The 12,067-nt window shown below is 40.3% G+C and carries 16 protein-coding genes; 12 read left to right on the top strand and 4 right to left on the bottom strand.

The genetic code is table 11. The features are described from left to right. The 4 genes from ctaF to ACH0QE_RS23810 all read left to right on the top strand — a co-directional run bounded on the left by ctaF (position 1) and on the right by ACH0QE_RS23810 (position 3,308). A complete protein-coding gene (gene ctaF, locus ACH0QE_RS23825; protein ID WP_415802939.1) occupies positions 1-336 on the top strand; it encodes a cytochrome c oxidase subunit IVB in 336 nt (111 codons plus the stop codon). Positions 337-485: 149 nt separating this feature from the next. Continuing rightward, positions 486-1,397: a cytochrome c oxidase assembly factor CtaG gene (gene ctaG, locus ACH0QE_RS23820; RefSeq protein ID WP_415802938.1), complete on the top strand. Its 912-nt coding sequence runs from the start codon at positions 486-488 to the stop codon at positions 1,395-1,397. 166 nt (positions 1,398-1,563) lie between these two features. Next, positions 1,564-2,028: a DUF420 domain-containing protein gene (locus ACH0QE_RS23815; protein WP_415802937.1), complete on the top strand. Its 465-nt coding sequence runs from the start codon at positions 1,564-1,566 to the stop codon at positions 2,026-2,028. A gap of 101 nt (positions 2,029-2,129) precedes the next feature. Next, complete coding sequence (locus ACH0QE_RS23810; protein WP_415802936.1) at positions 2,130-3,308, top strand: GNAT family N-acetyltransferase; 1,179 nt, start codon at positions 2,130-2,132, stop codon at positions 3,306-3,308. Between the two features lie 49 nt (positions 3,309-3,357). Here the strand turns inward: ACH0QE_RS23810 and ytvI are convergent, their stop codons facing one another. Then, a complete protein-coding gene (gene ytvI / locus ACH0QE_RS23805; RefSeq protein WP_415802935.1) occupies positions 3,358-4,416 on the bottom strand; it encodes a sporulation integral membrane protein YtvI in 1,059 nt (352 codons plus the stop codon). Between the two features lie 285 nt (positions 4,417-4,701). Between ytvI and ACH0QE_RS23800 the strand changes: the two genes are divergently transcribed. Then, positions 4,702-5,058 carry a hypothetical protein gene (locus tag ACH0QE_RS23800; RefSeq protein WP_415802934.1) on the top strand — a complete coding sequence of 119 codons (357 nt, stop codon included), beginning with the start codon at positions 4,702-4,704 and terminating at the stop codon, positions 5,056-5,058. A 24-nt stretch (positions 5,059-5,082) separates the two neighbouring features. Here ACH0QE_RS23800 and ACH0QE_RS23795 read toward each other — a convergent pair whose 3' ends face one another. Continuing rightward, positions 5,083-5,442: a YugN family protein gene (locus ACH0QE_RS23795; protein WP_415802933.1), complete on the bottom strand. Its 360-nt coding sequence runs from the start codon at positions 5,440-5,442 to the stop codon at positions 5,083-5,085. 246 nt (positions 5,443-5,688) lie between these two features. Here ACH0QE_RS23795 and ACH0QE_RS23790 point away from each other — a divergent pair, with 246 nt between their 5' ends. Both ACH0QE_RS23790 and ACH0QE_RS23785 read left to right on the top strand, forming a co-directional pair. Beyond that, on the top strand, positions 5,689-6,117 hold the full coding sequence (locus tag ACH0QE_RS23790; protein WP_415802932.1) for a CBS domain-containing protein: 429 nt from the start codon (positions 5,689-5,691) through the stop codon (positions 6,115-6,117). A 319-nt stretch (positions 6,118-6,436) separates the two neighbouring features. After that, positions 6,437-7,513: a CAP domain-containing protein gene (locus tag ACH0QE_RS23785; protein WP_415802969.1), complete on the top strand. Its 1,077-nt coding sequence runs from the start codon at positions 6,437-6,439 to the stop codon at positions 7,511-7,513. 54 nt (positions 7,514-7,567) lie between these two features. On the opposite strand, the gene ACH0QE_RS23780 is transcribed toward ACH0QE_RS23785, so the two are convergent. Both ACH0QE_RS23780 and ACH0QE_RS23775 read right to left on the bottom strand, forming a co-directional pair. Beyond that, on the bottom strand, positions 7,568-7,933 hold the full coding sequence (locus tag ACH0QE_RS23780; protein WP_415802931.1) for a hypothetical protein: 366 nt from the start codon (positions 7,931-7,933) through the stop codon (positions 7,568-7,570). A gap of 11 nt (positions 7,934-7,944) precedes the next feature. Further along, positions 7,945-8,436, bottom strand: coding sequence for a PaaI family thioesterase (locus ACH0QE_RS23775; RefSeq protein WP_415802930.1), 492 nt, complete (start codon positions 8,434-8,436; stop codon positions 7,945-7,947). Between the two features lie 260 nt (positions 8,437-8,696). Here ACH0QE_RS23775 and ACH0QE_RS23770 point away from each other — a divergent pair, with 260 nt between their 5' ends. The 5 genes from ACH0QE_RS23770 (at position 8,697) to ACH0QE_RS23750 (ending at position 11,708) form a co-directional block, all read left to right on the top strand. After that, positions 8,697-9,809 (top strand): RNA-guided endonuclease TnpB family protein, encoded by a 1,113-nt coding sequence (locus tag ACH0QE_RS23770; protein ID WP_415802929.1) that lies wholly within the window; start codon positions 8,697-8,699, stop codon positions 9,807-9,809. 215 nt (positions 9,810-10,024) lie between these two features. Further along, complete coding sequence (locus tag ACH0QE_RS23765; RefSeq protein ID WP_415802928.1) at positions 10,025-10,420, top strand: YlbD family protein; 396 nt, start codon at positions 10,025-10,027, stop codon at positions 10,418-10,420. 14 nt (positions 10,421-10,434) lie between these two features. After that, on the top strand, positions 10,435-10,674 hold the full coding sequence (locus tag ACH0QE_RS23760) for a YlbE-like family protein (protein ID WP_415802927.1): 240 nt from the start codon (positions 10,435-10,437) through the stop codon (positions 10,672-10,674). A 123-nt stretch (positions 10,675-10,797) separates the two neighbouring features. Further along, positions 10,798-11,265, top strand: coding sequence for a YlbF family regulator (locus ACH0QE_RS23755; RefSeq protein ID WP_415802926.1), 468 nt, complete (start codon positions 10,798-10,800; stop codon positions 11,263-11,265). 167 nt (positions 11,266-11,432) lie between these two features. Beyond that, positions 11,433-11,708 carry a YlbG family protein gene (locus ACH0QE_RS23750; protein WP_102262083.1) on the top strand — a complete coding sequence of 92 codons (276 nt, stop codon included), beginning with the start codon at positions 11,433-11,435 and terminating at the stop codon, positions 11,706-11,708. Positions 11,709-12,067 lie beyond the last annotated feature (359 nt).

Below are 12,067 nucleotides of genomic sequence, written 5' to 3'. Positions count from 1 at the left end.
ATGGCTAATCAACAACCAAGTTCAGGGAACCCAAGAGTTGACATCGAATATCGACGCAAAAAAAGCGCCGAAGAGATGAGATACCAAATCGTTACCTTTGCATTGATGATTTTCTTGACACTTGTTGCTTTCGTTGCAGTTGGATATGAAGGATTCTCAGGCTGGTTCACAGTTCCGTTCATCCTTCTGCTTGCTGTGATTCAGGTAATCTTCCAGCTATACTATTTCATGCACATGAGCCACAAAGGGCATGAAGCACCTGCATTGTTCCTTTATTCTGGAGTAGTTGTAGGAGCTGTAACAATCCTGGCTTTCACAACAATAATCTGGTGGTAATATGACTTGAAGAAAAAATCGGCTTTTAGCCGATTTTTTCTATGTAAGCGAGTATACTAACATTTAATGGCAGAGCCGTTCTATTGAAGTACCATACCTTTGGAAGTATAATGAAAGTAAAGTTCTTAAACAGGACGGGGTGAAATACAATGCTTACTTTAGATATATTTGGATTCAGAGCATTATGGAGTCCAGTATATTTTCTTGTGATGGCAGCACTATTAGTTGCTTATTATCTGGTTGTCTACAAGTACTATGATCGGTTCAAGGACGGTGTACCTGCAACACGAAAGCAGGCTGTTTATTTTACATCAGCTATCATCGTGCTTTATATCATTAAAGGTTCGCCTGTCGATTTGATGGCACATATCACTTTTTACATGCACATGATCCAGATGGCAGTGCTTTACCTTGTAGTACCTCCATTATTGATTTTCGGCTTGCCTGATTGGCTTTGGAGATCGTTTTTATCACTTCCGATAGTCGATCCGCTATTTCGCTTCTTCACGAAGCCGCTTATTGCCTTGATCATGTTTAATGGAATATTCTCTATTTACCATATTCCACTGATTTTTGATTTTGTTAAAACAGATATGTGGCTGCATGCAGGTTACACATCGGTGCTATTTATACTTGCGATGTTCATGTGGTGGCCTCTTGTCAATAAGTTGGAGGAGTATCAGACATTATCCGGTGTTAAAAAGATGGGGTATATCTTTGCTGACGGTGTTTTAATTACACCAGCGTGCGCTTTGATCATCTTTGCCGATACACCAATGTATGCAACTTTTTCTGACCCGAATGCATGGGGCGAAGCTTTGAAATTATGTGTACCGCCTACAATGCTTTCGAGCCTGGATCTCAGCGGTCCGGAAACCTTCAGTTCTATTTCGCTTCTGCATGATCAGCAGCTTGGAGGAGTAATCATGAAGGTCATTCAGGAAATCGTCTATGGTATCTTCTTGGGATATGCGTTCTTCCAATGGTTCCGAAATGAAGAGGATCATCAAGCTGAACAGGATGCTATCAATCTTGCGAGCGCGCCACAGCCAGTAAAGTAATAATGATTTTAAAAGCTTCCTTATTGGGGAGCTTTTATTATTGTTTAATAAGGGTTTTCACTCTGTAAAAAAAATTATCAGTTAACAGCAATCAAAGATTGAAAAAAAGAGACAGGTAACCTACAATTAATTTTATGGAGAAATAATGATTGAGAGGTACATATATATGTCTAATTTACCGATCCTGCCGACAATCAGCACTACATTTATTGTTTTAAGTGCGATTACCGTGGCAATTGGCTGGGCCCAAATAAAACAAAGAAAGATTGAAAAGCATCGCAAGACTATGACACTGGCTGGTATATTCGCCATCATATTCTTCGTGATTTATGCTTCAAGGACGATTTTCATTGGAAATACATCATTTGGTGGACCTGATGATATCAAGATTTACTATACGTTGTTTTTAATTTTCCATATCACACTTGCTACTATTGGAGCTGTCCTTGGAATTATCTCGCTTTACACAGGATATAAGAACAAGCTTGAGCGTCATCGTAAACTTGGACCTGTCACCAGTGTTACCTGGTTCTTTACCGGTATCACGGGTGTTGCAGTTTACCTGCTTCTATATGTGTTCTACAAAGGTGGAGAAACAACTTCAGTCATCAAGGCCATACTCGGAACATAGCGGACTTTAAAACATTGCTAACAGCAATGTTTTTCTTGTTTTTGAAGGTATTCCTCCTTCAATAGGCGAATCTATTAGGTTGTATAAAGGGGGGGATTTGCTTGGATATTAAAGTTTTATCAGAAGAACATTATCTGGAGTCAATGAATTTATCAATGTATGCTTTTCAGTATAAAGTACCGGAAAGTGATATTTCTAAACGGTTGGAAACCCTTAAAAAACATCGCTTGCTTGGGATCTTTGAAGGAGAAGAGCTTGCTTCCAAATTGCATATTCTTTCTTTGAATGTGAAGCTGGGGCAACTGGATTGGAAAATGGGTGGCATTGCCGGAGTCGCTACCTATCCTGAGCATAGACGTAAAGGGTATGTTAATGCCTTAATGAAAAGGGCGCTGGAGGGTATGGATCAGAGTGGGAATATTGTTTCTTTCCTTCATCCATTTCAGATCGATTTTTATAGAAGGTTTGGTTGGGAAATCATTTCAGACAACAGAAAGATCACTATCGAAAAAATAAATCTAAAACCGGTAGATAGACAATCGGGAAATATTAAAAGACATACAAAGAAGAATCACTCATTGGATATCGAGAGGGTCTATGAGCAATATGCAGCAATGCATAGCGCGATGTTAGCAAGAGATTCGGAATGGTGGCGCACAAGTATATACGGTGAACAAACAGCTGCTGTTTATTATGATTCAAAAAATGATGCTACAGGATACGTGTTATACGAGATTAAAGATAATGTAATGAAGGTTGAGGAATACGTTTCTCTAACCCATGAAGCGAGAAAGGGACTGTGGAATTTCATTTGCCATCATGATTCAATGGTAGATCGAGTGGAAGTGCTTTTATCAGTACATGACCCATTCCCTTACTTTTTAAAGGAGCCTAAGCTCAAGACTGAAATTTATCCATATTTCATGGGTAGAATTGTCAATGCTGAGAAAGCATTATCTAGCTATCCTTTTAACAACAGCACTGATGTGAAAAAGATGTTTCTGCATCTGGATGATGCAGCTGCTCCATGGAATACAGGGACATATATAATGGGGCAGGAAGGAATTACATTTCACCCTGTGAAAGAAGGTAGTACCTGTGTAACTGCTCCAAAGCGCGGACTGCAATTGAACATCAACACTTTAACAGCCATGTTATTCGGCTATAAACGTCCTCTTGAATTATTTGAGCTAGAACTGCTTAAGGGAGACATCGATGAAGTTAAGGAGTTGGAGCATGCAATCCCAGCATTCAAGCCATTCTTCTATGATTTCTTTTAAAATTGAATAATAATATACCCGGATGCTAGTTCATCCGGGTTTTGTTTAGTTATATTTTAAATTTAAATTTTATAATTCCAGCTTCTTTGGCTGAATTGAATCCGATCAAGAGCAATGGTCCAATGACAAACCCCATGAAGCCGAATAACTTCAGGCCAAGATACATGGCAATCAGTGTAGAAAGTGGAGAAAGGCCTATATGGCTCCCCATTACCTTAGGCTCCACTGTTCGCCTGATAATCAGCAAAATAACCGCCAGGACCGCCAGCTGGGTTCCAAGGGCTATATTGCCTGTGGCCAGGTGGAAGATTGACCAAGGCGCCAAAATGACGATTGAGCCTATCAGCGGGATAAAATCAATCAGCCAGATGATAGCTGACATGACAATTGCATATTCCGGAGTGATGAAAAGCAACCCAATCAGGGCTACGATAAAAATAATCACACTCACCAAAAATTGTGCCTTCAAAAATCCGAATACGACATAAGAAAGCCGGGATGTCATGAAGTGTACTTTGTCTGCTGTTCTTTCTGTTAAATGGCTGTAAACACCTTGCCTTAAAGCTGGCAGCTCCAGCAAGAAAAGAAACAGGGCAATCAAATAGACAAGGAAGCTGATCAGAAAATTCGGAATGTAGGTTAGCAATGCTTTCAAATTATCTATATTGATAAATGCGATCATGTCATTCTTGAGTTTATTGAGAAAGTCCTCTGCCCGGTTGCTTATTTCAGTTACAACTTCCCTTGGAAGGTCATTGGCAGCTTCCACAAAACTATTTTCGGCCTTATACCAGGCATTCGTAATTTCATTAATATAGACTGGAGTATTATCAATCAAGTCAATTGCCTCGGTGACTGCTGTGGTAGTCAGGAAATACCCTGCAACCATTATGAGCAATACAAATAGGAGGAAAATTGCCAATACTGCCAGGCGCCGCCCGCTCTTGAATCTTTTCTGGAAGTATACCACTGCAGGTTCGAGAAAAAGGGCGGTGATTAAAGCAGCAATCAACGGGATGGATACCGGAAGGATAATGTAAAGGATAGCTGCAACGGCGATGGTGATTAATGCAATAATGATAGTTCGTTTAGTAAAAATACCGGACAAGTGAAACTCCTTTCTATACTCATGAAGAGTATATACCTCTAAAAAGCATTTATTAAGGGCACTTAAGCCTTATATTTCAAAAAGCGCAAAAAATTCCTTAACAATTAAATTATAGTACGCATTTAATATAAGAAACAACAAAAATCAGCTATAACCCACGTCTTTTTGTAAACTTTGATGATTTTTATGCTGACGGATTCACTTTAATAACGTTAGATCGCTATTCCATCTCTATGTATGCATATGAACATCAGGTTTCGGACCTTAACTTTTAGGGGTGAGGCAATGAAGAAGTCAGGGAAAATCATGTCTCAACAAAATAGAGAGGTATGCCGTGCGGTCTGTGCAATTGTTAATGCCAACATAAATGAAAGCGGCTTTTTTCAACAGTCGGGGCTTAAAACCAGGATTTCAGGATTACGAAGAAATTCATTTGCTGACAATGGGGTAATTGTTGAACTTGATCAGGGTTATGTAAAAATTAAAGTATATGTTGACACTATTGTTGGGGAGTACTCTATCCTTCTAAATGCCAGGGAGCTTCAGAAAAACATAGAAGAGGAGATTGTGCAGCTTACTTCTATTTTACCGAAAGAGATTGATGTCATCATAACGGGCATTAATGTAAAAAAGACGCATTGAATGCGTCTTTTTTACATTATGATATTAGAGTGCGAATTTCTCTACTTCTGCTTTCACATCGTTTAAAAGCTTTTCACACTGGCTGACAAGAGCTTTCGGGAATTGTTCACCTTCACCATATTCAACGCCATGTGGATAATAATGTTTGCCTAACAAAGGAGTCATCAGCTGAATGATTGCTTTATGTGAGCCGATATCACCTTCATGGGCATAGCCCTGGACACGTAAATAGAATGTGCCTTCTTTAACCACAATCTTTTTGTCATAGGTTACTCGCTCATAGTCCCATTGACCCTCACGCACTAGACCGTGCTCTAACATAACCTCATCAAGACGGTTCAAGTCCGCCTTCAGGTTTTCAATACCTGTATTTTCGAATTTCATCCTATTCCCTCCTAAAAACACACTGCAGTAATATCGCCTAAAATAGATTATATCTCAAATTTAATAATAGTAAAAATATGCTTAAGTTGCAATGAATATAAAAGCGAATTTATCTGCTTTCACTCTTTCTGCTTCCATGGGGAAACTGAATACATAATAACAATTAATTAATTGATGGCATAATTAGCATGATTCAGGCAACCCTAACTGTGAGTAGGCAAGCTTCGATATAAGGAGGAAATGAAAGTGCGTAAAATCCGTGAAATCATGACTAGCGATGTGGAAACATGTACTTTGTTGGATAATGTATTTGAAGTTGCGGTCAAAATGAAAGAATGGAATGTTGGATCAATCCCCATCGTTGACAATGATAAGCTCGTAGGCATGATCACCGACCGGGATATTGTCATTAGAGGAATAGCAGAAAAACATCCGCCATCGTCAAAGGTTGAAACGGTCATGAGTGACCATCTTGTTACAGCGACACCGGATATGTCCACTAAAGATGCAACCAGGCTTATGGCAGAACAGCAAATTAGAAGGCTGCCAGTAGTAGAAGGCGATAAATTAGTAGGGATTGTAGCGCTTGGTGACTTTGCTGTAAATGAAATGACAGACGAACAAGCACAGCACGCCCTATCAGAAATCTCTGAGCCAGGAAACCACATGCAATAGTCTAGGGCACTCATATTGGGTGCCTTTTTGTTATCATTCTTTCTATAGTTGTTCAAACCTTTGTATGTAATGGTGATTGTTTGATTTTACTTTAAGCAAACCGTATGTTAAAAGTAAGTTAATCAGAGAGACGCAAGATATATGTCATTCATGTTAAAGATTATTATTTTTTTTTGACTCGGATGGAACACTTCTATTAAAAAGAACCCTATAAATGATATAATAATTTCAAAAAATCACTCATATAGTGATAGAGAGAATAGTGTCTTTTGACTCACACCAGTGTGGCTTGCCATACTCAACAGAAGGGGGGATCTACCTGCGAACTATTTTTAGGATTTTAATTTTTGCCGCAATTTTTTTACTTATTGGTTTATACATGGGATTTAACAAGGAAGATAATGAGGAATTGGTAATTGAACAGAAGTCGGCCCCTAAAGAGGATGAATCTCTCGACAAGGTTATCGATGAACAAAATATTAGTGAGGGCATTGACCAGCCTGCACAGGGAGTTGGTTCCCTATTAGGTAAGGATATTGATTCTCTTAAGGCTACATTAGGTGAACCATCCAGGGTTGACCTTTCAGCCTATGGCTTCCATTGGTGGATTTTTAACAATGACCTTGACCAATATATCCAGGCTGGTGTCCTGAATGGCAAGGTTGTTACCGCATATGGGATTGGCCCTTCGGTGAATGTACAACCGTTTAAGATTGGACAGCCAATCGAAGAAATCTTTTCAATGAACGTGATTGAGCCTGATGTTACGTTTGAATATAATGGAAGCTCCTATAAATTCGAGCTTTCCGAGCAGGATATGAACACACGACCCATTATAAAAATGGGTGAATACTTTGTTCAGCTTTACATTGATAAATTCACTAGTTCCGTCTCAAGCATCCGGTATATGGACAAGGAAACAATCGTCAAGCAGCGTCCATATGAAATGGTCTACAGGGGAACTTTGATAGAACCGCCTGTATTATCTGAAGGGGATTGGGTCAGGATTGAGGCTGGTCTCGAAAAACAAATCCTTGATATTACAAATGCAATCAGATCAAGGCATGAACTGCCAACGCTGGAGTGGGATGAGAAAACGGCAGAAGTCGCATATGCCCATAGCAAGGATATGGCAATTGAAGACTATTTTTCGCATGAGTCGGAAAAGTTCGGAGATTTATCGGAAAGGCTAAATGCAGCGGAGATCTTGTACCAAGTGGCTGGGGAAAACATCGCCGCTAATTATACGGATGGGCCAGCAGTTGTCGAGGGATGGCTGAATAGTGAATCCCACCGTGAGGCGTTATTGAATGAGGAATTTTCACATCTTGGAGTAGGGGTATATCAGATGCATTATACCCAGAACTTCTTGAAAATGTGGGAGCAGCAACAGTAATTGCTATTTTACATTTATACATTATGTACAGCGAAGGAGCATGGACCAAAGAGGTCATGCTCCTTCGTTCTGCTTGATTGCCCTGTTAATTGAAAAGAAGCCTTGCTTCCAGTTGCCGTAAAGATGTACCATTTCCCCTTCATTGAATCGAGGTGGAACTGCCCCTTTTCTCAATGGAGTCACTTTTTTTACGGTTACCTCCTTTAAGCCTGTGTTGATTTTCAAAACTGTAACATGATTATACCGATGATAATAAAATCGTTCTTTATAATCATGAACCCCTATGATTTTTCCGCTAACGATCGCTTCCTCAGGAATATTCTCCAGTTTGAGCCATTCCTGGAAATTTGCCTGCATTTCTTTTTTCGTCAACCAATAAAAATAGGCAAGGACAATCGGAATTACAATCGCTGTAACCATTCATGATCACCTTATTTATGCTGTTTTTTTACAACGAAGAAGCTTCCGGAAGAGTGAGCGATCTTTCTGCCATCGGACCTGAATACATCCGCTTCAAGGACAACGGTACTTCTTCCTTTATGAATCAGCGTAGCTTTGCAATGAAGATTGCCGCCGATCCCTGGCGCAAGATAATGGATGTTAATCTGTGACGTGACAGCTGCGTAACCTTCTGGCAGCAGCTTATTGGCGAGTGTTCCCATCGCCGTGTCGAGTATCGTGGCAGTAAAACCGCCATGTACTATGCCAAGGGTATTATCGAGTACATTTGTAATCGGAATATCAATTTCACAAGTTTCATGATCGAGTCTCCTATCCATATGCAGAAGCCCATCGATATACGTACTGTTTTTCCCGTTTAGTTTATTTTTAACACCGGATAGTACCGTTTTGAGGGCTTCAAGTTCCTGCTCGCCTGATAACGAGATGCATTCGTCTAAAAGCTGTTGCAATTCTTTTTCCACTATACTATTACCTCTTTCTGAATGGCTCTGTTCTTATAATTTCGAATGAATATCATTATTGTAAAAAAGCCATCTTATAATCTGTTTTTTATTTTAACACATTGGCTCTTTTAACGTACTCCGAAAGAAGCCTCCCTCTTCAAGCGTGTGAAGGGCATAGCCCAGCGGTAAGGGGGAGATGAATTTTGGTTGGGTGATAGCTCAAAGTTTATTTTTATGGTATAATCAGAACATATATTCGTGTGAGTGGGTGATTTGATATGGCTAAACAAAATAAAGCATACAAGTTCAGAATGTATCCAACTGATGAACAGGCGATCTTTATACGCAGGACCTTTGGTTGTGTTCGCTTCGTCTACAACAAAATGTTAGCTGAACGAAAAGAAACGTATGAATTACTAAAAGAGGATAAAGAAGCATTGAAGCAGGTGAAACATCCAACGCCTGCCAAGTACAAAAAAGAATATGAATGGCTAAAGGAAGTAGACTCGTTAGAGCTGGCGAACGCCCAACTAAATTTGGATAAAGCTTTTAAAGCATTCTTCAAGGGGAATGCCAAGTTCCCAAAATATAAAAGTAAACGCCACAAACAAAGTTACACAACAAATGTTGTAAACGGGAATATTCAATTGTTGGATGGTCATATCAAATTACCTAAATTGAAAATGGTCAAAATCAGACAACATAGAGAGATCCCTGCGAAATACAAAATCAAATCATGTACCGTATCGACGACGTCATCAGGAAAATACTATATTTCTATCCTTACAGAGTACGAGAAGGAGATTAAAAGCAAAGAAATTGAAAAGATTGTTGGATTAGATTTTGCGATGGATGGGTTGTTTGTCGATAGTGAGGGTGAGAAAGCCAATTACCCAAAGTTTTATCGGCGAATGCTGGAAAAATTAGCAAGTGAACAACGTAAACTTTCCCGTAAAAAGAAAGGCTCTTCGAATTGGAATAAACAGCGTATTCGAATAGCTAAAATCCAAGAGAGAGTCGCCAATCAACTCAAAAATTTTCTTCATCACAAATCAAAAGAATTAGTCACTAACTATGATGCTGTTGTGATTGAAAATTTAGACATGAAAGGTATGTCACAAGCACTAAAATTCGGAAAAAGCGTTGCAGACAACGGTTGGGGTATGTTCACATCATTCTTGCAGTACAAACTAAAAGAGCAGGGAAAACAGCTGATCAAGATCGATAAATGGTTCCCATCCACCAAAACTTGTTCGAGTTGTGGAAATACCCAGCCAATGCCTATGGCAATGAGGACATACACTTGTTCGTGTGGGGTAAATCTGGATAGAGACTACAATTCAGCACTCAATATAAAAAAGGAAGGCATTCGCTTATTAGCAAGTGCCTAGTGAAATATAAACTCTTGGAACAAGAGGGTTAGCTTGGTCCATTTCGTCAGCTACCAAAAGTGGCGATTACCCAAGAAGCCCCCACTTCAAGCAACCTGTAAGGGTGGTAAGTGGTGGGTAGTTCACAGCACAAGGTTGACTTCTAAAATTCCTCACCAAATATAATCATTTTCATATGCTATTATAGGCATTTGTTACACTGTGAGGTGAAAGCTATGGCCAAAAAGAAACTTCATCCCTCTGTTGAAAAGTTCAAGGAGTTCGTGAAAGCCCACCCTGAGCTCGTGCAGGAAGTCAGGAAGGGAAATACAACCTGGCAGGAAATGTACGAAGATTGGTACCTGCTTGGTGAGGAAGATCCAAAATGGACTAACAAGAGCAATAATGACAAGGACGAAAAAAGTGAAGAAAAGAAAACCGATTGGTTAGGGACGATCATGGGTGCTGTGAAAAATATGGATCCCGATCAGGTTCAAGGACAAATTCATAACATTAGCCAGGCACTCGGAGCGATTCAGGGCGTGCTTTCTCAGTTCCAGGGAAGCAAAGGGGGACAACAGGCACCTAAAAGTTCAGGCCCTGCACATCCTTTCTCATTCAGGCAGGATTAGAATGGAGGCTAACAATGCGTAAAGATGTCATGGAGCAATTACGAACGAATAAAGAGCTGATAGAGTTCGTCCGAGCCCAGCCCGACTGGTACAGGAAGCTGAGCAGGGACCCAAGGGATATTTATTCTGCGCAGATCGCCGCGTTGCACCATTTTGAAAAAACGATCCCGCATAAGGTTCAGAAGTTCTCCAACAATATCCAGATGGCATCGATGATGATGCACATGTTCTCAAGCATGAATTCCCAATCATGACAAAGCTTTCTTCTGAACGAGGAAAGCTTTGCTAGCTTTTAGATGCCGGAATAAGCAGGCATGCCAGGGCTTTTAGATGATGACGGCTGGAAAGTTTAGCTTTTCTGGCAGTTTCATGGTAAAATGAGGTTCGGAGGTGAGTCAGCATTGCTTGCTGTTACATCAGAAAGAGTACTATTGTTGGAAGAAGCTGAACAGTTAGTCAGCATGATTTTACAATCTGATATTGCCGAGTATTATCGGGAATGTTTATATAATGTTAAAAATAATCCGGAGACACAAAGGAAGGTCCGTGAATTTGTGGACATGAAGGAACGCTATGAAGAGGTTCAGCGTTTCGGAAAGTACCATCCTGACTACAAGGAAGTCATGGGCAAGATCCGGATTGTAAAAAGAGAGCTGGACATGGATGAGGTTATTGCCGAATTTAAGAAAGCGGAAAATGACTTACAGAGCCTGCTTGATGAGGTTAGTGTGATCATCGGCAGAGCCGTTTCAGAGAGTGTGAAGGTTCCTACCGGAAATCCATTCTTCGAAAGCTCTTGCGGAGGCGGCTGCGGCAGCGGAGGAAGCTGTGGGTGCTCTGCTTAGATTAACGAGAAAAAGCATGGGGATCCCATGCTTTTTTCTTTTGATTTTAGCTTTGTTTGAGCCCAATGTTGATTTTAGACTGTGTTAAATGGGATTGATTATTGAAAAAACTGGTTTTTGTGTGCTAGACTAGTACAAAGCAAACGTTTACCGAAGGGGAAAAGAATATGATAGGACAGAGGCAGGGAATCATCGTCTGGCTGTATTCATTAAAGCAGGCCAAGATGCTCAGAAGATTTGGAAATGTTCATTTTGTCTCGAAGAAATTGAAATATGCAGTGATTTACTGCAATCTCGATGAGGCAGAGGCGCTGATGGAAAAAATCAGTTCATATTCGTTTGTTAAAAAGGTGGAACCTTCATACAAACCATTCTTAAAGATGGAATTCGAAAATTCTTCCCCTGATAAGGCAAAAGAATATGATTATAAGATGGGAATATAGAGACCGTGCCAGAATAGCGCACGGATAGCAGAAAAAGGTGAGGGAATCCTCACCTTTTTTATTTCTATATCAGAAAGTATAAACTTTTTACACTTAGATTAGTGTCTAGCTCCAGCGCCTAGCCAGTTTTCATCCTTGAGAGTGCTTCCTCGTGCATCTTGCGAGAAGCGTTAGCTTTGAGCAGCTCGAGTCGCTTGTCTAGCTGCGGCTCCTAACTCCTCGAGACGCTTGTCTAGTGTCGCCTCCTAGAAACTCCGAAACTTCAACTCCGCCGTCAGAAGCAAAAAGCGCTTCTTTGTCGGAGTCTCCAGTTTCTGCGTTTCTGGGCAGTCGGCTATACTTTTCTATTTCGGTCCTGC

It is taken from the genome of Mesobacillus sp., from assembly GCF_047739415.1.
Taxonomy (GTDB): domain Bacteria; phylum Bacillota; class Bacilli; order Bacillales; family Cytobacillaceae; genus Mesobacillus.
This window is presented reverse-complemented; position numbering and strand designations above follow the sequence as displayed.